General features: G+C 35.9%; 21 protein-coding genes. 9 read left to right on the forward strand and 12 right to left on the reverse strand.

All coding sequences use genetic code 11. The features are described from left to right. Nucleotides 1-5: 5 nt before the first annotated feature. The 5 genes from IPM14_12380 to IPM14_12400 form a co-directional block, all read right to left on the reverse strand. Complete coding sequence (locus IPM14_12380) at nt 6-1,400, reverse strand: nucleotide sugar dehydrogenase (GenBank protein ID MBK9098893.1); 1,395 nt, start codon at nt 1,398-1,400, stop codon at nt 6-8. A gap of 15 nt (nt 1,401-1,415) precedes the next feature. Then, a complete protein-coding gene (locus IPM14_12385) occupies nt 1,416-2,009 on the reverse strand; it encodes a GNAT family N-acetyltransferase (protein ID MBK9098894.1) in 594 nt (197 codons plus the stop codon). 100 nt (nt 2,010-2,109) lie between these two features. After that, on the reverse strand, nt 2,110-2,694 hold the full coding sequence (locus tag IPM14_12390) for a DUF1579 domain-containing protein (protein ID MBK9098895.1): 585 nt from the start codon (nt 2,692-2,694) through the stop codon (nt 2,110-2,112). A gap of 33 nt (nt 2,695-2,727) precedes the next feature. Next, nucleotides 2,728-3,132: a hypothetical protein gene (locus tag IPM14_12395; protein ID MBK9098896.1), complete on the reverse strand. Its 405-nt coding sequence runs from the start codon at nt 3,130-3,132 to the stop codon at nt 2,728-2,730. Between the two features lie 123 nt (nt 3,133-3,255). After that, nucleotides 3,256-3,927, reverse strand: coding sequence for an ankyrin repeat domain-containing protein (locus IPM14_12400; protein ID MBK9098897.1), 672 nt, complete (start codon nt 3,925-3,927; stop codon nt 3,256-3,258). A gap of 90 nt (nt 3,928-4,017) precedes the next feature. Between IPM14_12400 and IPM14_12405 the strand changes: the two genes are divergently transcribed. Further along, nucleotides 4,018-4,794 carry a TIGR02757 family protein gene (locus IPM14_12405; protein ID MBK9098898.1) on the forward strand — a complete coding sequence of 259 codons (777 nt, stop codon included), beginning with the start codon at nt 4,018-4,020 and terminating at the stop codon, nt 4,792-4,794. Between the two features lie 50 nt (nt 4,795-4,844). On the opposite strand, the gene IPM14_12410 is transcribed toward IPM14_12405, so the two are convergent. Further along, a complete protein-coding gene (locus IPM14_12410; GenBank protein MBK9098899.1) occupies nt 4,845-5,159 on the reverse strand; it encodes a hypothetical protein in 315 nt (104 codons plus the stop codon). 407 nt (nt 5,160-5,566) lie between these two features. Next, entirely contained in the window at nt 5,567-5,983 is a 417-nt protein-coding gene (locus tag IPM14_12415) for a DUF1801 domain-containing protein (GenBank protein ID MBK9098900.1), read from the reverse strand. Between the two features lie 189 nt (nt 5,984-6,172). Here IPM14_12415 and IPM14_12420 point away from each other — a divergent pair, with 189 nt between their 5' ends. The 8 genes from IPM14_12420 to IPM14_12455 all read left to right on the forward strand — a co-directional run bounded on the left by IPM14_12420 (nt 6,173) and on the right by IPM14_12455 (nt 14,894). Next, on the forward strand, nt 6,173-8,125 hold the full coding sequence (locus IPM14_12420; GenBank protein ID MBK9098901.1) for an oligopeptide transporter, OPT family: 1,953 nt from the start codon (nt 6,173-6,175) through the stop codon (nt 8,123-8,125). A 51-nt stretch (nt 8,126-8,176) separates the two neighbouring features. Continuing rightward, the gene (locus tag IPM14_12425; protein MBK9098902.1) at nt 8,177-8,551 is read left to right on the forward strand and encodes a PqqD family protein; all 375 of its coding nucleotides are present in this window, start codon (nt 8,177-8,179) and stop codon (nt 8,549-8,551) included. Between the two features lie 9 nt (nt 8,552-8,560). Next, complete coding sequence (locus IPM14_12430) at nt 8,561-10,024, forward strand: aminoacyl-histidine dipeptidase (protein ID MBK9098903.1); 1,464 nt, start codon at nt 8,561-8,563, stop codon at nt 10,022-10,024. A gap of 78 nt (nt 10,025-10,102) precedes the next feature. Then, nucleotides 10,103-11,458 carry an MFS transporter gene (locus IPM14_12435; GenBank protein ID MBK9098904.1) on the forward strand — a complete coding sequence of 452 codons (1,356 nt, stop codon included), beginning with the start codon at nt 10,103-10,105 and terminating at the stop codon, nt 11,456-11,458. A 106-nt stretch (nt 11,459-11,564) separates the two neighbouring features. After that, complete coding sequence (locus IPM14_12440; protein ID MBK9098905.1) at nt 11,565-12,314, forward strand: hypothetical protein; 750 nt, start codon at nt 11,565-11,567, stop codon at nt 12,312-12,314. A gap of 20 nt (nt 12,315-12,334) precedes the next feature. Then, nucleotides 12,335-13,300: an aminopeptidase gene (locus IPM14_12445; GenBank protein ID MBK9098906.1), complete on the forward strand. Its 966-nt coding sequence runs from the start codon at nt 12,335-12,337 to the stop codon at nt 13,298-13,300. A gap of 109 nt (nt 13,301-13,409) precedes the next feature. After that, complete coding sequence (gene def, locus IPM14_12450) at nt 13,410-13,985, forward strand: peptide deformylase (protein MBK9098907.1); 576 nt, start codon at nt 13,410-13,412, stop codon at nt 13,983-13,985. 6 nt (nt 13,986-13,991) lie between these two features. Continuing rightward, nucleotides 13,992-14,894 carry a methionyl-tRNA formyltransferase gene (locus IPM14_12455; GenBank protein ID MBK9098908.1) on the forward strand — a complete coding sequence of 301 codons (903 nt, stop codon included), beginning with the start codon at nt 13,992-13,994 and terminating at the stop codon, nt 14,892-14,894. A gap of 50 nt (nt 14,895-14,944) precedes the next feature. Here the strand turns inward: IPM14_12455 and IPM14_12460 are convergent, their stop codons facing one another. The 5 genes from IPM14_12460 to IPM14_12480 form a co-directional block, all read right to left on the reverse strand. Continuing rightward, nucleotides 14,945-16,513, reverse strand: a complete 1,569-nt coding sequence (locus IPM14_12460) for a DUF2029 domain-containing protein (protein ID MBK9098909.1) — start codon at nt 16,511-16,513, stop codon at nt 14,945-14,947. Between the two features lie 215 nt (nt 16,514-16,728). Further along, nucleotides 16,729-17,679, reverse strand: a complete 951-nt coding sequence (locus IPM14_12465; GenBank protein ID MBK9098910.1) for a PD40 domain-containing protein — start codon at nt 17,677-17,679, stop codon at nt 16,729-16,731. An 8-nt stretch (nt 17,680-17,687) separates the two neighbouring features. Continuing rightward, nucleotides 17,688-18,263 (reverse strand): DUF4287 domain-containing protein, encoded by a 576-nt coding sequence (locus IPM14_12470; protein ID MBK9098911.1) that lies wholly within the window; start codon nt 18,261-18,263, stop codon nt 17,688-17,690. A gap of 2 nt (nt 18,264-18,265) precedes the next feature. Continuing rightward, complete coding sequence (locus tag IPM14_12475; GenBank protein MBK9098912.1) at nt 18,266-18,673, reverse strand: DUF1761 domain-containing protein; 408 nt, start codon at nt 18,671-18,673, stop codon at nt 18,266-18,268. A 67-nt stretch (nt 18,674-18,740) separates the two neighbouring features. Continuing rightward, nucleotides 18,741-19,559 carry a helix-turn-helix transcriptional regulator gene (locus tag IPM14_12480; GenBank protein ID MBK9098913.1) on the reverse strand — a complete coding sequence of 273 codons (819 nt, stop codon included), beginning with the start codon at nt 19,557-19,559 and terminating at the stop codon, nt 18,741-18,743. Nucleotides 19,560-19,576 lie beyond the last annotated feature (17 nt).

Genomic DNA, 19,576 nt, shown 5'->3' on the forward strand with positions numbered 1-19,576 from the left:
AATATTTAATCTTCTTTGAAGTGAACCAACGGCGGTTTCCCAATCAAATGGACTTCGAAACCTATCTTAAAAAGTTTTTCGTGATCGAGAATATTTCTTCCGTCAAAAATAAATGCAGGCTTTTCCATTTCGTGATAAATCTTCTCGTAGTCTAAATTCTTATATAAATCCCATTCAGTAATAAGTGCAATTGCATGAGCACCTTTGGCTGCAAGATATGGATCTTCCTGGTATTCAATATTACTTCCATATTCCTTCAAATCAATTTTCGCATTTTTAATTGCTTTGGGATCTGAAATTACGACCTTCGCCTTTTCTGACATTAATTTTCTAGTAACATAAAGAGCTGCTGTTTCTCTTGTATCACTTGTATTGGCTTTAAATGCATAACCGAACAATGCAATTCTTTTGTTTGTTATTGTATTGAACATTGCTTTCATAATTGTCATCACGAAGCGGTTAGTCTGATAATCATTCATCTTCACAATATTTTCCCAATATTCGGCAACTTCATTTAATCCAAAAGTTTCACATAGATAGACAAGGTTTAAAATATCTTTCTTAAAGCACGAACCTCCAAAACCAACGCTTGCATTTAAAAATTTATCACCAATTCTGCTATCCATACCTATTGCTTTAGCTACTTCTCTTACATCCGCATCTACTTTTTCACACAAAGCCGAAATTGAATTAATGGAGGATATTCTTTGCGCTAAAAATGAATTTGCAACAAGTTTGGAAAGTTCTGAACTCATCTGGTTGCTGGTAACAAGATGATTGCGTGGAATCCAGTTTGCATAAATTTCAACAATTTCATTTCGGGCTTTTAACCCGCTTTCAGTTTCCTTTGAACCTATTAAAACTCTGTCAGGTTTTTCAAGATCCTTAATTGCAGTTCCTTCAGCAAGGAATTCAGGGTTAGATACAACTTCAAATTTTAATCCTTTGTCATTCAGGCTCAGAATTCTTTCCATTGCAATTGCGGTCTTTACAGGGAGAGTGGATCTTTCAACAATAATCTTATCCGACTCGGAAACTCTTAAAATATCTCTTGCAGTTTTTTCCCAGTATTGCAGATCGGCACTTTTACCTGCGCCTTCGCCAAATGTTTTTGTCGGTGTATTCACAGAAATAAAAATTATTTCAGATTCTTTAATTCCTTTTTCAACATCTGTGGAGAAGAACAGATTTTTACCACGACAAGATTTTACTAACTCCAATAAACCCGGTTCATAAATTGGTAAGTCATCTGTCTGCCAGGCTGCAATCTTTTCAGGCATAACATCCACAACCGTTACTTTGTACTGCGGACATTTATGTGCAATCATTGCCATTGTCGGTCCGCCAACATATCCTGCTCCGATGCACAGCAGATTTTTTTCGAATTTTTTTTCAGCCATTAAAACTCCAATAAATTATTTGATAGTAAATCTCATTATAGGCCTTGTATCTGACCTTCTGATAATCTCTTTAAATCCGGCTTTCCTGAATGCTGAGGCTAATCCAGTCCAGGCAAATACATCCGCAGTCTTTCCGGAACTTGGTTCAACAGGATAGCCTTCAATAATTTTTCCTTTTTTCATTTTGACAAATGCTTTTACTGCATTCAACAGTTCAACGCTCAAACCTTGTCTTCGATAATCTTTATGAATGAAAAAACAAACGACAGACCAAACAGGTTTATCATCAATTCTTTGAAGTACTCTTGAATTTTCCATCCGGATATAATTTTCTCTAGGTGCAACTGCACACCAGCCCACCGGTTCATCGTTAAAATAAGCCAATATTCCTGGTTTAGTGTTGTTGTCAACAAGTTTCTTCATCTTCTTTTTATTACCAGTTCCTTTATTCGCATCAAAATCTTTTTTTGTCAACAACCAGCTCATACACCAGCATCCGGCACAAGCACCTTTTTCACCGAATAGCTTTTCAAAATCTTTCCAATTTTCTTTTGTAACGGGAAAAAAGTTAAAACGTGATTTGATTTTTATTTGAGGGGCCTTATTCATAACAGTGTATTATAAATTACAACTACAAATCTAATCATTACTATTTTATACTAAAAAAGCCAGACATTTTTTGCCTGGCTTTTAACAAAGGTTATACATTCTATTGTCTTACAAATTCAATCTCCATTGATTTAAATTCTTCGTTGTTGTAAACTATAAACATCTCAAGCAAATGATGATCATCATCTAAAAACTTTAGTATTTCTCTGAATTTCATTTCCTGTTTGCTCATTGGATCGACCATGGTGCCATAAAGTACAATGGAATTTGTACTCTCATCGTATTTACCTTTTGCTATGGCAGTTCCTGTTCCAACATTATCAATCCAAATTGTTGTAAATTCCTGAGTCGCATTATCATATCCCGTAATACTAATTCCTTCAGTCTGCATTCCCATCATTGTGGAGTTGTGGGTCATTTTTTGGTATCTACCACCAAGTATCATTTCTGTTTTGCCGTTTCCTTCTGTTATCATTGGTTCACCGGCCGGATCCATCCAGAACTTTGAAGTTGTTTTCCAATCTCCAGCACTTTTTGCAAGCATTTCGTGCATCGGACCGGGAGTCATATAATCCATCCACATTTTCATTTCTGCAGATTGATCCGTACCATCCCGTGAAAAGAGAATAGCTGAAGGAAGTATTAAAAATAGAAGAATAAAAAATATTCGAGAAACATTGAACATACAGCCTCCTAAATTGTTAATATGATTTTTTTATTAATTGAAAAAATATCTTGCGCCAAGTGCGGCATTTATACCAAAATCAGTTTTTGGAGTAAGATCAAGTATTGGCACAATTTCCAGAAAGATATCTACTGGCGCATTCTGAAAAAGATAAGCCAGTCCAAGTGGAACACGAACGCCAAGCTTTGTATCATTTGCTGTTTTAATTCTAGCACCAATTCCATAATAGAATGGTAACTTTCCTTCCGGAACAGATATTAATCGCATATTATGAAATAGATAATCTCCATGAATATGAAATGCACCTTCGTCAATGAATGACCATGCAAGCGCTGCATCAAATGCTGTTGTGCTGCCGGTCCAATATTTAAAGCTGATTCCAGTTGGCTCTCCAACGATTATACCTAAACCCGGACCGTTACTTTGAGCTTTCGCCATAGAGACAAAAAGTAGTAGCAAAAACATAGATAATAACTTAATTTGATTCACTTCTTCCTCTGTTTTGTTTTACAATATTGGGTGCAAATATATGAATTGTAATTTTTCTTATGAAGCAAATAATTATTCCTTAGCACCAGCTTTTTTTAGGACGCTAATTACATCATCATGATTTCCCAACTTTGCAAGATATAGTGGCGTCGATCCTTCACCAGTTGACTTGTTAACATTGGCACCGTATTTAATTAAATATTTTACAAGTTCAGCATCACCATTAATTGCTGCATAATGAAGTGCAGTCCAACCGTTTGCACTTTTTTTTGTCAGAGCAGCATTAATATTTGCTCCTTTTTTCCTGAGAAGATCGCACATTTCAATTGTGACTTTTCCAGATGAAACACCAAGTGTTGCCTGAAGAAATGGAGTCATTCCATCATTCGCAGCAATATTAACTTTGGCACCATTTGCAACTAATATTTTTGCATTTGGAAGAGAATTACTTGCAGCCCAAAGCAGTGCAGTTTTTCCTTCGCTATCCTGCAGATCAAGTTTTGCACCTTCTCGAATTAAATACTCAACAATATCATCATAGTAGTAGTAGCTGCTTGCTATCATTAAAACGGTTGTACCCGAAGTCTGATCCTGAATGTTGATATCAACTCCGGATTGAAGAAGCTGTTCAATTTTTACTATGTCTTTTTCAATAACTGCATCAGCAAGTTGGTTGAATTGCTGTGGGAATAAAAGATTGCTATTTAATAAGAAGATTAAGTTATAGATTTTTGCAAATTTCATATTAAGTATAAAATTTATTCGATTTAATTTGAAAACTAATAGGTTATATTCTCATAAACAATTTCTTGGAATTTACTCTGTCGAAATCAGATGCTTGAACTAAAATATAAACTCGATTACCACTACAAAAACTTTGATAAAACAAAAATCGAACCTGACCCGCTTCAATTTCCTCATTTATTTAAAGATGAAAAGGATATTGAAGTCATATCATTCATTGCTTCTGTATTTGCTTACGGGAATGTAAAACAAATAAATAACTCATTACAAAAGTTTCTGCAAATTTCAGAAAGTAAACCTTTCCCTTTCATTCAGAATTTGAATGTGGCTAAAATTCAAAAAGAAATCTCACTCGTTCACAGATTTTACACTTTAAAAGATATCATTCAACTTTTTCAGTTACTAAATACTGCTTACAATGAGTTCGGTTCGCTGAAGAAATTATTTTTATCAGGATACAATTCAGAAGAAGAAAACCTCAGGAACACGATAACTAATTTCAATAATTATTTTCTAGTTAAAGCTGAGAAGGAATTCAAGAAACTAAGCAGGGGAATTGTATTTATGTTTCCTTTACCTGAAAAGGGAAGTGCGTGCAAACGAATAAATCTTTTTCTCCGCTGGATGGTTAGAAAAGATGAACTGGATTTTGGATTGTGGGACGCAATTCCAACTTCAAAACTTGTTATTCCAGTTGATACTCACATTGCGAAAATTTGTAAACATTTAAAATTGACGAATAGAAAAAACGTGAGCTGGAAAATGGCTGAAGAGATAACTCAAAATCTAAAAAAGTTTGATCCAAATGATCCTGTGAAATATGATTTCGCGTTATGCCATATTGGGATGAAAAAACTGGACTTTTAATCCGAGAAAATCAGACTATTTAACAGGAAAGGATATTAATCAGAAAATCACTAATCTACGATAATGATTTTATGACCAACTTCACAAATTGGTGGGCAGCCAGGTCCGTTTGGTTGAATGAACTCATATTCCGGATTAAAATTGGTTGTAAATATTGTCACATCATCTCTCTTGATAGTAACAGAGATAGGTCCTGTAATAATTGGATACGAAATACCCACTCTATCTGGATACGAGGATCCTACCATATAACCAGCATTACAGTTCTCTTCAATTACACAATGACCCGAAGCACATTCAGTTGAATCATTACTTACTCTGAAAAAACAAGAACTAGTTCCGATACCTTCATTAAATAAACTCACATCATAAATTCCCTCCTGAAATAGTGAGTCAGCAGGTTTAATAATTAATGCGAAACCATCAGAACATCCAATTTCAGTACAACCATTGTCTGGATAGTTATTTTCTTCGCCGCATTCAGGAATTATTAGTAGTATGCTTATACTACAAATATAAAGGTAAGACTAAAAGCGAAAATTCATAATTAAATTTCTCCATCTATTAAGTATTTATCTTACGAGAAAAATTTATAATTACTTTTTCTAAAATCTACAATACTTCTAATGAAATGTAATTCATTTTTAAACTAATTCAATGGATAATTAGATGACCATCACTTCTTTTTAATTAGGTGAAGTTGACCCCTGTGAAATATGATTGTGCGATATGCCATATGGGGATAAGAAAACTAGACTTCTGAAATCGTAAATCAAGAGTACTTTTCCTTCACGTATTTGAAAGAGCTCTTGATTAATTTTTCCAAAACTTTCATATCAACATCTTCAAGTTTTTTTATGTAAAGGCAAGAAACCCCAGTTTTATATTTCCCAAGTTTTTTCATTAGAGGATCATATTTTAAGAATCCAGGGAGTATATAGATTGTTAAAGCGTTTTTTCTTGGAGAAAATCCTGTAATACACATGTCACCTTCAAGTCCGCTTTCATATTTGTAGTGATATTTACCGAAGCCCACGATACTTGGACCCCACATTTTGGGTTCCTCCTTCGTTATCTTTTTCATCATCTCCATAACTACAAAGCTGTCGTCTCGCTTCCGTTCATCCTTAATTGAGTCTAAAAATTTTTTTGCACTGACTTTAGTTGGTTTAGTTTTCAGCTCTGCCATAGTAATCCTTTCGTATATGCATTTTCTAAAATGATTTTCGATTGAAAATAATCAATAATCCTGAAAAAATACTCATTAAACTTGTTGATGAGCTATTAAAAGCTGTTTATATTTGCTCATTCATTTTGAAACAAAAATCCGTTTTTACGGACAAATAACTATTTCTTCCACGTAGTTAAGGAGTATCTTATGGCCGAGACTAAACGATTTGTTCCCTTCGTCTCCCCTGAAACCTCAATGGCTGAATTTACCATCCGTGCTTTAATTATTGGTTTGATATTAGCTGTAGTCCTTGGTGCTGCAAACGCGTACCTCGGATTAAAAGCGGGAATGACGATTGCTGCAACTTATCCCGCAGCAGTAATTGGAATGGTTCTGATAAAGATTATGAAAGGATCCATTCTTGAAGAAAATTTTACTCGAACTGTTGGTTCGATTGGTGAGTCGATTGCTGCAGGTGCGATTTTTACTTTACCTGCATTCTTCATTGGTGGAATCTGGATTCCATTCTTCACAACTGAGAACTTCTTAATCTCCGTTGCGATTATGATAGCCGGTGGTATCCTCGGAATTATGTTTGTAGCATTGTTAAGAAGAGTAATGGTTGAAGATGTAGAACTTCCATTTCCTGAATCGGTTGCTGCTGCTGAAATTCACAAGGCAGGAAGACACGGCACTGGCGGTTCGAAGTTTCTATTTGGAGCGATGGGAATCGGTGCATTGATTCAGATGCTTGGTCAATTCAAGCTTTTTGCTACTTCGTGGACATCAATGATAAATATTGGAAAAGGTCATGTGTTTTTCCGTTCGCCTGATGTTAGTCCTGCATATATCGGTGTTGGTTACATTATCGGTCCAAGACTTGCTTCGCTTAACTTTAGTGGTGGTGTTTTAGCCTGGGGATTGCTTGCACCTACAATTGCATTCTTTAAATATTTTAACACTGAAACCCCCGCAGATTTTGATTGGGCATCCACAATGGTTCAAGTTTGGAAAGATTATGTAAGACCAATTGCAATCGGCGGAATGTTAGTCGGTGCCGCATTTACACTATGGAGAATGAGAAAAAGTTTGATGGCAGGTATTGCAAGATCAATCAGTGATGTAAAGAAAGCAGCCACAGGTGAACACGTTGAAATTAGAACCGAAAAGGATATAAGCTTCAATTGGGTTATGATTGGAATACTTGGTACCGCAGTTGCCACATTTTTTATTTATAATTATTTCGCTCAAGATATTTTTGCTGCATTTGTTGCAACTGTTGTTATGATAATAGCAGGATTTTTCTTCGCAGCTGTTTCTGGATATCTGGTTGGAATTATTGGTTCGAGTAATAATCCTATCAGTGGATTAACATTATCGACACTTGTTGTTGCTGCAATTCTGATGGTTGCTCTCGGAATGAAAGGTGAACCTGGAGTTGCCGCTGTGCTTGGGGTAGCTGCAGTTGTTTGTGTTGCCGCCGCAGTTGCAGGCGAAATGCTTCAGGATTTAAAAGCTGGACATATCCTCGGAGGAACTCCCTGGAAAATGCAGGTTGGAGATATCATCGGTGTTGTTGTTTCTGCAGCAGTTATGTTTATCCCGCTTTTAATTTTGCACGAAGGTGATATTAAGTCGGGAGGAACTGGATTTGGTGGAGATGCTTTACCTGCACCTCAGGCAAGTTTAATGGCAATTCTTTCAAAAGGAATTGTAGCTGGCCAGATGGATTGGATTCTTATCTTTGTTGGAATGCTGATGGGTGTTGGATTCATAATGATGAATGTAAAAAGTCCGATGCTGGTGAGTGTTGGAATGTATCTTCCTCTAGGAACGACATTCGCAATTTTCACAGGTGGTATGATAAAAGGAATCGTTGAAAAGTATAATGAGAAAAGAAAATTCAATGATGCGCAGAAATCTCGGGTTGAGAATACAGGAATATTACTCGCCGCAGGTTTAATTGCAGGTGAAGCTTTGATAGGATTACTTTTTGCTGGTTTTGCATTCTGGGAAGTATCGCTCTTTGCAATATTTGCAGAGCCATCATTCATTATCAGCTTGATTGTATTTGCATTTATCGGATGGCTGCTTGTCAACATTCCATTGAAGAATGCCGGCAAGCCGGATGATCCTGCACCACCGCAGATTTCGATGTAATTATTTTATAAAATGGAGCGTTCCGGAAGGAGCGCTCCTTGTATTTTTAGTATGGAGCTATCTTTCAAAGAACGAAAAAAAATCTTAAAGAACAGTAACACTCTTGATCTAACTCCGTTTAAACTCTTTTCAGAGGAAGTAGATAAAGAAAAGCAGGTAACAGTAATCGTTCCAAAATTTAAAAATGAATTTGCAAAAAAGTTAATTGTTCCGAGAATTAAATCAGCTGATTTTAGAATTAAATTAGAGAAATTTGGCTCAGCAGTCTGGATGAATTTGGATGGTAAAAAGAATGTGCAGGAAATAATTAAAATTGTTTCGGAGAAATTTGGTGAAGAGCTTATCCAGCCGGAAGAAAGAGTTTCTAAATTTATATTTCAACTTTATGAACAAAAATTAATATCCTTTAACGAAATAAACAGATAGGAGAAAACCATGGGAAATGTATTGGGTCATCTTGAACCAAAATTAGTATGGCACCACTTTGAAGAGATTTGTAAATATCCTCGTCCTTCAAAAAAAGAAGAGAAGATTGCTGAATATGTACTTTCAGTTGGAAATCGACTCGGTCTTCAGACTGAAAAAGATAAGTTCGGAAATATTCTCATCCGAAAACCTGCAACACCTGGTAAAGAAAATTTAATGACAGTTGCGCTTCAGGGACACATTGATATGGTTTGTGAATCGAACAGAGGTGTTGAGCACGATTTTGATAACGATCCAATTCAGCCATACATTGATGGTGATTGGGTAAAAGCAAAAGGCACAACGCTCGGTGCTGATAACGGAATTGGAGTTGCCGCAGCATTAGCAGTTCTCGAATCAAAAGATATTCAGCATGGTCCGCTTGAAGCTTTATTCACTCTTGATGAAGAAACAGGATTAACAGGTGCATCGAGCTTAAAGAAAGGCTGGATGAAAGCTGACATTCTTATCAATATGGATTCCGAAGAATTGGGAACAATATTCATCGGTTGTTCTGGCGGAAAAAATACTGCAGCTAAAATTAAAGCAAAATGGGAAAAAGCGCCGAAGAATTATTCTTCGTTTGAATTGAAAGTAGCTGGATTAAAGGGCGGACACTCCGGTCTTGAAATACACGTCGGGAGAGGAAACGCCGTTAAAATTTTAAATAGATTGATCTTTGAATATTCTGCTGAGAACACTTTGAAACTTGCATCAATCAACGGTGGAAACAAACACAATGCAATTCCAAGAGAGGCATTTGCTGTTGTTGCAGTTCCAAAGAAAGATGAAAAATCGTTAAAGAAATTTGTTTCAAAGTTCAATGATAAAGTTAAAGCAGAATTTGCAGCAGTTGATGCTGATTTACATGTTGATGCAGAAAAACATGCTATGCCTGAAAAATTTATGGATGACAAAACTCAAAAACGATTGGTTAATGCTATTTACGCTATACCACACGGTGTTGTGAAAATGTCGAATGATATTCCTGGTCTGGTTGAAACTTCAAACAATCTTGCAGTTGTTGAAACTGTTGGTAAGCACATTAATTTTGTGACCAGTCAGAGAAGTTCTGTTGCATCGGAAAATGTTGACATAACAAATATGGTTACTTCAATCTTTGTACTTGCTGGAGCTGAAATTTCTTATGGCGATGGTTATCCCGGATGGAAACCTGATATTAATTCAGATATTTTAAAAGTATTCAAGTCTACTTTTAATCAAATGTACGGCAAAGAACCACACGTGACTGCAATACATGCTGGACTCGAATGCGGAATCATTGGAGAGAAATATCCTGAGATGGATATGATTTCATTCGGACCAACAATGTTCGGCGTTCACTCACCGGATGAGAAACTGCAAATCTCAACTGTGCCTGAGTTTTACAACCAGCTTGTGAATGTATTGAAAAATATTCCGTCAAAAAATTAATTCGTCAAAATCAGGAGTGAGCAATCCGGTTTGCTCCTGATTTTTTTCAAATCATCTCCTCTTCAAAATGAGTTTAAAATGGAATCAATCTCAGCCAATCAGATAAAAGAGCCAACTCCGATTTACCGCTGGTCAGTTTTAGTTTTCGTAAGTCTTGCGATGTTCGGCAATTATTATATCTATGACAGCATCGCACCTGTATTTGATTTGCTTTCATCTCAACTGAATTTCACTGATCAGCAGCTCGGTCTTCTGTATACTGTGTATAGTATAGCTGCAATAATAGTTTTATTGATCGGTGGATTCATTATTGACAAATTTGGAACGAAGAAATCAATCCTGGTTTTTGCACTTATCTGCTTACTTGCTGCTTTAATTACTGCTGCTACGAGTGAATTTTATATTATGATGGCTGGAAGATTTATCCTTGGTATTGGCGCGGAGCCATTGATAGTTGCAGTTACTACAGCACTCGCAAAATGGTTCAAAGGAAAAACATTAAGTCTTGCCTTTGGTTTGAATCTTACAATTGCCAGACTTGGTTCCTGGTCAGCTGATTTATCTCCCGGATGGGCTCGTCCGTTTTATGAAAATTGGCAGGACCCGCTTTGGTTGGCGACCGCAATAGCAGGAATATCGGTTGCTGGTGCGATTCTCTATTGGGCAATGGAAAGTTCTGCCGAAAGAAGATATAATTTAGGTTCTGCGGGCGAAACAGATAAGTTCGAAATGAAAGGATTGTATTCATTCAGCAAATCATACTGGTATATTGTTGCACTATGTGTTGTTTTCTATTCAACGGTTTTTCCGTTCCGCGCATTTGCAATTTATTATTTTCAACAAGCACACGGATTAGAAAGAGATGCTGCTGGAATATTGAATAGTCTGTTGCCACTTTCTGCTATGATTGCTACACCACTTTTTGGTCTTTGGGTTGATCGAGTTGGAAAAAGATCCCTATTTATGATTGTTGGTACAATAATTTTGTTCCCGCTTTTTTTGGTAGTCACATACATGCCGCCAGGTGAATTAATTTCAGTAACTGTTCCACTCATTGGCAGCGGCAATATTCCACTCACTTTGCTGATAGTAATGGTACTTCTTGGAATTTCATTTTCGATGATACCGGCAGTTATGTGGCCTTCTGTTGCATATATAGTTGAACAGAAAAGATTAGGTTCAGGATATTCGTTAATGACGCTTTGCCAGCAGGTAGGAATGGCGGTAATTCCCTGGCTTATTGGTTTTCTTAATGACGCATTCTCTGCCGGACCAGAAAATCCCGATGGATACGCTCCGGGAATGTGGGTATTCACAGCACTTGCATCACTGGGTTTGTTCTTTTCATTTATGTTGTGGAAAACAGAAACAGGTCCGGGTGCGCATGGTTTGGAAACTATCACTTCAAAAACAGGTTTGGGAGAGAAGAAATAGTATTATCTGTTTGAAGGTAATTTTAAATGCCGAATATTTTTTGCTTAATGACTGTAATAATTGGTCACTATTCTGTAAGTTGAATTAAAGGTTTTATTACTTAGCTATGCTTAATTATTTTAAGAAAATATTTTTTCTGCTGCTGTTATTCAATTCATTTCACATCATCAATGCACAAACATTTGGGTTTGGTTGCCTTGGTTTTGTTGGAGGCTATGGAGGATATTCTTATCAAAATTACAATCCTGCAGGATTAAATGATTACATCGAATACTGGAATTCTCTCGAGTTCGTTCATTCACCCCTTGATGAATTTTCTTCTGCAGATGGCTACAGATTAGGGCTAAATTTTTTCCGCGCAACTTTTGAGAACAAAATCATAGTTACTGCGAAAGGATTTTATCAGTATCTGAGTGAAAAAAATAAAGCAACTGTTGGAGGCAGTACCAATACCGACAATCACACAATGGACTTGACTTTAAAAAGCTGGTCATTGGGTTTTGATGTTGGCTGGGAATTTACAAAAGTAGTAAGCTGGAAAATTCTCGATGGTTCACTTAATTTTAACAATGCTACTCTTACACAAACTACCGATCTTCCAGGCGAATCAGATGTAAAAAAATATAAAAGCGATTCCGGTGTTATAGGCTATTCAGTGGGAACAGGAATCATTGTTGCAATAATCAAAGATTATATTAGCGTTGAAGGACTTGCGGGTTATAACCATATTGTAATTGATAATTTGTATAACGAAAACGGCGACTCTTTCCTGGATTTAAATTATAAAAATAAATTCATCGAATCAGGCGGTTTCTCTGCTGTGATTCAACTCAATATTGGTTTTCCGCTTCTTTAAATAATTCAAATGGGGTTAATATGAAAAAACTTACTAAACTCGATACTGCATCCCAGATTGTAATACGTGATTGTATGGGCGCAAAAAAGAATGAAAAGATTCTTGTTATAACTGATGAACTTAAAAGAGAGATAGGTCTATCGCTTTATGAAAATGCAATCAGGTTGGGTTACTTTGCATTACTCGTTGAAATGAAGTCAGGAAAAATAAATGGAGAAGAACCATCTCCTGAAGTTGCTGAAATGATGCAAAAGTTTGATGTGGTTTTTTGTCCGACTGCAAAGTCATTAACACATACAGACGCAAGAAGAGCAGCATCTGCAAAGGGAGTGCGCATTGCAACATTTCCGGGAATCACTAAAGATGTAATGATCCGCGGAATGAATGCGGATTATAAATCCATTTCAAAAAGAACTGTCAAACTAACTCAACTTTTGGAAACGGGGAGTGAAATCCGGGTTACAGCACCTGCCGGAACAGATATTTCTTTCAGCATCAAGGGAAGAAAAGGATATGCAAGCAAAGGATTGTTTCATGCAAAAGGTGAAAGCGGAAATCTTCCAACAGGCGAAGCTTTTTTAGCGCCAGTTGAAGGAACTTCAAATGGTGTTTTCGTTACAGATGGTTCCTTTGCTGGATTAGGATTGATCAAAAAAACGAATATCAGAATCGAAGTCGAACATGGTTATGCAACAAAGATAACAGGAGGAGCAATTGCAAAAAAACTAACTAAAATGCTAGATGCTGTTGGAAAAGATGCAAGAAATATCGCTGAGTTTGGAATCGGTACAAACGACTCGGCAAAACTAAGCGGCATTCTGCTGGAAGACGAAAAAGTTATGGGAACGATTCACATTGCGCTTGGAAATAATGTTTCGATGGGTGGAAGCGTAAATGTTCCGATTCATCTTGATGGAGTTGTGAAAAAACCAACAGTTTGGATGGATGGAAAGCTGTTGATGAAAGATGGGAAATTGTTAGTCTGATTAAAAACAAATCATTGATTATTTGCCCCGAATATATTCGGGGTTTTTTATTCATTCCTTTCTTATTCACAATTCAATCTTTAATTTTAAGGTGAATATTTTAATTAAAATGAAACGAAAAATGTCCTTACTTCCAATCACGCTTTGCGGTGATAAAATATTAAGAAAGAAAACAGCATTAGTAACCGATATCGATGATAAAACAATTGGTATCATAGCCGATATGTTCGAAACGATGAGGAATGCCAATGGTGTTGGACTCGCGGCAAACCAGATTGGTTTGAACAAACAAATTTTTGTTGTTGATGTTTCTCCCGTGGAGGGTTATGAAAAATACAAACCCATTGCGATGATTAATCCTCGGATAGTATCGAAATCTGAAGAAACCAATTCAATCGAAGAAGGATGTTTAAGTATTCCGGAAATTCGCGAAGAATTAATGCGACCAAAAAGTGTTTTCGTTTCTTTTTATGATGTAAATATGAAAGAACACACTATCGAAGCTGACGAACTATTTGCACGAGTAATCCAGCACGAGTATGATCATCTCCAGGGAGTTTTGTTTATTGATTATTTTAATGACGATTTAAAGAAACGTTACAAAAAACATCTTGAACGAATAAAAAAAAGGAAGCTGGATTTTGATTACCCGATTAGTGAATCCACAGACTATCTGATAAAGTAAGTTGATATGAATATCATATTCATGGGCACTCCGGAATTTTCACTACCATCACTCAAAACTCTACTTGAAAGCAAACACAAAATTTTAGCAGTAATTACTCAACCTGACAAAATTAGAGGAAGAGGACAGAAAGTTTCATTCACTCCTATTAAACAATTTGCAGTTAATAATAACATTCCTGTTTATCAACCAGAAAAGTTAAAAGGAAATGAAGAATTCATTAATCAAATGAAATCACTTCAGCCGGATCTTTTTGTTGTTGTTGCATTCAGAATTTTACCGAAAGAAATTTTTGAAATTCCGAAGTTTGGTTCATTCAATCTGCATGGTTCGTATCTTCCTAAATATCGAGGTGCAGCACCAATCCAGTGGGCTTTAATAGATGGCGAAACTGAAACAGGATTAACTACATTCAAACTTGCCGAGAAAGTAGATACGGGAAATATTTATTTACAGGAAAAAATAAAGATTTATCCGGACGATGACTTCGGAACTTTGCACGATAGAATGAGTGAGCTTGGTGCAAATATGGTTCTTGAGACAGTTAACCTTATCGAAAGCGGAAAGTATGAATTGAAAGTTCAGGACGATTCCGTTGCTTCTCCGGCTCCGAAAATTACAAAAGAAATTTGTTTGCTTAATTGGAACAAATCTGCACAAGAAATTCATAATCTAGTAAGAGGATTATCTCCTTATCCTGCAGCTTTTTTTATTTATGACGAAAAAGTTATAAAGGTTTACAAAACTGAAGTTGTTGAAAGAAACGATCTCAAACCATTTCAAATTGAACAATCCAAAAAAGAATTGATAATCGGCTGCAAAAAAAATGCATTGAAAATACTCGAACTCCAGCAGGAAGGAAGAAAGAGAATGAGCGCTGAAGAATTTTTGAGAGGGTTTAGTTTTTAGAATAATTTTTTAACACTTTATTATTTTCATACCACCCTATTTTTAAATTATTATTCTGTCGATACTTCAGGTGCAATGGAAGATTTTAATCTTACTTTCTGCTCACCTGTAGTTCTTAATCCAGCCCGATAAAGTATTAATGCAGGTATAAAGATTGCAAATATTTGAGATGGCAAAAATGACAATGTCTGAATTAAAAATGGAGCCTCACGTGAGATAAAGAATGGTGCGCCGATTAGCAGCAAGATTAAAATAACCATCCAGACACTGAAAACTTCACGATTAAGACAAACCAGTATGACAAGAGATACAAGGACATAATTTGCAGGTGCAAAAGGACTGACCAAGCTGCCAAGTGCTATCAGTGAAATCCAAACTGAAATTGCTTCAGTATTAGATCGAGGTTTTTGTCTTCCCGACCAGATTGCTAAAATTAAAACCATCAAAAGATGGATTGATGAAACAATTCTTCCAATCTCTAATGTCATTCCTGGTACGCCTAACCAGCCTAGTTTAAGAGGAAGACCGAATGGTGACAGATTTCTAGCAACAGCAAAAGCTCTTGAAAAAGGTCCATTGCTGAATGCTTCTCCACTTGAAATTCGTGGAATCTCGTACTCAATAAATGCTTTGAATGAATTAAAACCAAAAACAAAAAAAGTTATTACCGTTAGAAGAATTACAAATCCGACAACCCAGCCTGCTTCACGAAATTTTTTACTCACAATTAAATAAACAAATAAAATTCCCGGGAAAATTTTTGCAACTGAACTCATTGCTAATAACATACCACCAATTGGTTTATTGATGGGGAAGAAAGTCATCGCAATAATGGATATAGCGATAATAATAATCTGTACGTTGGACATCTGAAGTCCAGCAAGTACTGGTAAAGAACACAAGATGAGTGGAGTCATTCCAATCATTCGCATACGTCCTTCTGCTTCAAGGCGATAAATAATAAAACCAATAGCAGCCAGTAGTGATAAAACACTAAGGGAAAACCAGAGCATACGTAAGTCTAAGAAATCTCCTCCTACAACAGCTTTCGCCATAAATGGAAGTAAAAGGAAAGGTGGAGGGTAGTGATATTGATCTACGTTAAATCCATCGAGTTTTTGTCTAAAACTTTTATCTTTAATAAACCCTTCTCCAAAATACAATTCGGGTAAGTAAATATTTTTTTCATCTGTTGATGCAATACGCTCACCTTCACTGTAAGCTGTAAGGCAACAGTGCTCAACCATCCATTTATCTCCGGGAAATAGTGAGTACTGAATTTGAGATGGGTCAATCATAAAAAATGAAAGTCTTGTAATAAACACAATACTAGTGAGGGATATTAAAAGCCACGATGTACACAGTAAAGGTTTTCGCTTCCTTAATCCGATTAACTCAGCTGGCAATCGCTTTGTCAGCAACAACATGCCAGATAAAACAAACAGACCTGCAATAAGTAGTACAACAATCATTGGCAGACCTGTTGCATTTAAACCGACAAAAACAGCAAGGCCAATAACTAAATTGAATATCACAGAAATAATCAAACGCTCAATTCCTAAATACGAGGCAGCATTTTGCAGATGTGAACTGTTAACGGCTTGCTGATTCTCTTTCATATTGCATTCCTCAATAAAGTTCTTTCAACTAAATCTTTGAAGGCTTTGATTACCTAAATTAAAATCAGGATTACTGATGTGCTGTCTAATACTGTAAATCAGTAAAGAAGAAATTTGAAATGTAGCCTCGGGTTAATATTTGAAATTATTTTACAATTAACAAATAAACGTGGTGAATATTACCAAGGATATTTTAATCGGATTAGATCACGAAATCAATTAATCTCAACAAAAACCGGTGCTTGGTTATACTGATAAGTTGTATCAGTTAATTGTTTAACTACTTTTGTTTCCCAGTTCATCAGCATTATGTGATATTGAGATTCATCAACATTCGCACTGTCATAAACTAACCACTTACCGTCTGGACTCCAGTCGTGCCAACCTTCATTTTCTTTACTGTCAGTAAGTTTCCATTGTTTGCTGCCATCGGGAGTTACTGCAAAAATATTATGCTTTCCATCCTGTTTGGAAATATATGTGATATAATTTTCCGTGGGGTGCCATCGCGGTGGACCGGCTTTGTAACCAAAATCTTTTACAGAAGGATTTTCAGCAGGATAAGTTGTGAGTTGTTTTAACTCAGAACCATCATCATTCATTATATATAATTCTTCGTGAGCTGATCTGTCGCGTTTATTTTTCTGATAGGCGAAAACAATTTGCTTTCCATCCGGTGAAAAACAAGGATCGCGATATATTGCTGAAGTGTCATTTGTAATTTGATTGTAGCTACCGGTTTTTGTGTTAACGATGAATAACTGGCATCTGACTGACTTTCCAATTCTTCCAGCAACAATAAGTTCTTTGCCACCATTTCTTCCGCCCATCCAGCTGTCTTCAAGCTGAAGGTTTGAGACTTTGCGGATATTTTCTCCATCTGGATTCATTTCGTATAAAAAATAATTTCTGTAAGCAGTATCCCTATCGCTTATAAAAAATAATCTGTCATTGTATGCGTAATATGTCCAGGCAACATCTTTATGATTTGTAAGATTTTTCTTTTCGCTGCCATCCATCTTCATGATCATGACTTCGTAATTATTAGGATGAATACTGTCCGGTGCGAATACATTGTATGCTATAAGGTATTCCTTTTTTGTTTCTTCTTTCTTTTGACAGGATAATATTACAAGTCCAATAACGACTGCAAAAAATATTTTCATACGCACTTTCATTTTTTGTGAGATCTGTTATACGATTGTTTCAAATATTCCAAAATATTTTTTTTTAACTGTTCTTTTTGAGTTATGATAACCATATGAGAAATTCTTGGCATTGGACCGGTTAGTTTTGATTTTTGTATTTCGTTATTAAATTTTTGATCGCCCAAATCAAATCCAAGCCGGAGTTCAGCAGGTTTAATATTTATTGCGGCAAACTCTCGTGTCGCAGTGAATGATACATAAGTTTTTTTTGCAATCAATTTTGCATCAGGAAATTCTTTCAATATGGATGTTGAAACAAAATCGAATAAATTCCTCATTCCATCAGCTTTTGCAAATTGATTTTCAAGCAGATTATCTTCATTCTGATAGACCGGTTTTCCATTATTCAGGTAGATTCCAGCTACAAATGCTGCCTGCATATGGTTTAGTTTATGTTCCTTCTTCAGCCAGTTAAGAATTTCCATTTGCTTCGTAAAACCTTTTGGCTTTACTAAGGTTAACCACTGCTCAATAGTTTTTCCTGTTTTCTCTTTTGCAGTTTGAATGAATTCCAGTTCATATTCACCTGATGTCTTTGCCATGATTACCTCCACGCTCCGAGTATAAATCCTATTAAAGTAAAATAGACAACGATAAATCCGCCGTTTATAAAAATGTATTTCCACGATCGCATTTCAAAGAGTGCAATGATCGTAAAAATTAATGCTGAAAATCCGAACCCTGCAAGAAAACCTGCAGTTGCACCCCATACCATATCGGTTTTTGCATCACCAAGAAAGAAAGCAAGGTTGTAGCTGATTATCAGTGAAAATATAAATGTCAGTGAGTATGTTTTTGCAGGATTAACTTTCTTCAAATCTTCATCTGAAAATTTGTTCTCAGATTTCCATGCATTGTAGAATAATGCCGGTGAATACCAAATTGCTCCGATCGCAAGATTAGCTATTGCACAAATGATAACTGCAAAATGATTTATATAAATATTTTCCATAGAGACTCCTTCAGATTTTCCTGCAAAAATAATTGATGCTGAAAAATGAGTATTGTAAAAATTTTACCTAACCGATTGGAACGTAATTAAGCTGATCGTTTTTGTTAAGCAGGTAATCGTTTGGTGTAAATCCTGAAAAGTTTTTGAAGTCATGAATGAAATGTGCCTGATCATAATAGCCGCTTTCGAAAGCAATGTCCTGCCAGTTAATGTTTTTTCTTGATTCGATCTCTAATACGGCTTTCTGAAAACGAATTACTTTTAAAAATGATTTGGGAGTCAGACCAACTTTCTCTTTGAATATTTTAATGAAATGTTTTTGTGAGTAACCGATATTATCACAAATATTTTTTATTGTTTTCTGATCGGGAGAATTCAAAATCCTGTTAACTGCAAAATCAATGACGGGAATAACATCGAGCTTGCTTTTGTAAAGTTTCATCAAATGTTTTTCAACAATGGCAAATTTTTGTGAAATATCATTTGCCGCTAAAATATTTTCTCGCAGGTTCAATATTTCATTTGTCAGAACGAGTTCAGCGTCAACTACGCTGTCTGTCAATTCGTTTAACGGCATCTGAACAAAAGGGAATGCTCTGCCTTTCTTTAAATTGACAATAAACATTTCGCTGTCTTTACCGGAAGGGATTGTGATGTAGTTATTCCTTATTCCGGAAAACCAAACATTCCTGCAAGCCTGTATTTCCTTTAATGTATCATTGTCATAGATATATTTTGGGTAATCGGTCAGATCAAAAACGATATTGATATTTCCATCCGGTAGAAATCTGTCTAGTGAATGAATCGGGTTAAAATCTCTGTAATAAATAAAATTCTCAATGAAAAGGTTTAATGGGTAAACCGGAGTGTGAATTTGAAAAACCATGCAGTTGAAATTGTTAT

It is taken from the genome of bacterium (genome assembly GCA_016716565.1).
Taxonomy (GTDB): Bacteria; Bacteroidota; Ignavibacteria; order Ignavibacteriales; family Ignavibacteriaceae; genus IGN2.

What these genes read in the sequence shown, in the direction of transcription:
- IPM14_12445 (MBK9098906.1), top strand. Translation starts at nt 12,335, where the DNA reads ATGAAAAAACTTACTAAACTCGATACTGCATCCCAGATTGTAATACGT.
- IPM14_12475 (MBK9098912.1), bottom strand. Translation starts at nt 18,673, where the DNA reads ATGGAAAATATTTATATAAATCATTTTGCAGTTATCATTTGTGCAATA.
- IPM14_12455 (MBK9098908.1), top strand. Translation starts at nt 13,992, where the DNA reads ATGAATATCATATTCATGGGCACTCCGGAATTTTCACTACCATCACTC.
- IPM14_12435 (MBK9098904.1), top strand. Translation starts at nt 10,103, where the DNA reads ATGGAATCAATCTCAGCCAATCAGATAAAAGAGCCAACTCCGATTTAC.
- IPM14_12395 (MBK9098896.1), bottom strand. Translation starts at nt 3,132, where the DNA reads ATGGCGAAAGCTCAAAGTAACGGTCCGGGTTTAGGTATAATCGTTGGA.
- IPM14_12470 (MBK9098911.1), bottom strand. Translation starts at nt 18,263, where the DNA reads ATGGCAAAGACATCAGGTGAATATGAACTGGAATTCATTCAAACTGCA.
- IPM14_12430 (MBK9098903.1), top strand. Translation starts at nt 8,561, where the DNA reads ATGGGAAATGTATTGGGTCATCTTGAACCAAAATTAGTATGGCACCAC.
- IPM14_12405 (MBK9098898.1), top strand. Translation starts at nt 4,018, where the DNA reads ATGCTTGAACTAAAATATAAACTCGATTACCACTACAAAAACTTTGAT.
- IPM14_12385 (MBK9098894.1), bottom strand. Translation starts at nt 2,009, where the DNA reads ATGAATAAGGCCCCTCAAATAAAAATCAAATCACGTTTTAACTTTTTT.
- IPM14_12420 (MBK9098901.1), top strand. Translation starts at nt 6,173, where the DNA reads ATGGCCGAGACTAAACGATTTGTTCCCTTCGTCTCCCCTGAAACCTCA.
- IPM14_12425 (MBK9098902.1), top strand. Translation starts at nt 8,177, where the DNA reads ATGGAGCTATCTTTCAAAGAACGAAAAAAAATCTTAAAGAACAGTAAC.
- IPM14_12415 (MBK9098900.1), bottom strand. Translation starts at nt 5,983, where the DNA reads ATGGCAGAGCTGAAAACTAAACCAACTAAAGTCAGTGCAAAAAAATTT.
- IPM14_12400 (MBK9098897.1), bottom strand. Translation starts at nt 3,927, where the DNA reads ATGAAATTTGCAAAAATCTATAACTTAATCTTCTTATTAAATAGCAAT.
- IPM14_12390 (MBK9098895.1), bottom strand. Translation starts at nt 2,694, where the DNA reads ATGTTCAATGTTTCTCGAATATTTTTTATTCTTCTATTTTTAATACTT.
- IPM14_12460 (MBK9098909.1), bottom strand. Translation starts at nt 16,513, where the DNA reads ATGAAAGAGAATCAGCAAGCCGTTAACAGTTCACATCTGCAAAATGCT.
- def (MBK9098907.1), top strand. Translation starts at nt 13,410, where the DNA reads ATGAAACGAAAAATGTCCTTACTTCCAATCACGCTTTGCGGTGATAAA.
- IPM14_12440 (MBK9098905.1), top strand. Translation starts at nt 11,565, where the DNA reads ATGCTTAATTATTTTAAGAAAATATTTTTTCTGCTGCTGTTATTCAAT.
- IPM14_12380 (MBK9098893.1), bottom strand. Translation starts at nt 1,400, where the DNA reads ATGGCTGAAAAAAAATTCGAAAAAAATCTGCTGTGCATCGGAGCAGGA.
- IPM14_12465 (MBK9098910.1), bottom strand. Translation starts at nt 17,679, where the DNA reads ATGAAAATATTTTTTGCAGTCGTTATTGGACTTGTAATATTATCCTGT.
- IPM14_12480 (MBK9098913.1), bottom strand. Translation starts at nt 19,559, where the DNA reads ATGGTTTTTCAAATTCACACTCCGGTTTACCCATTAAACCTTTTCATT.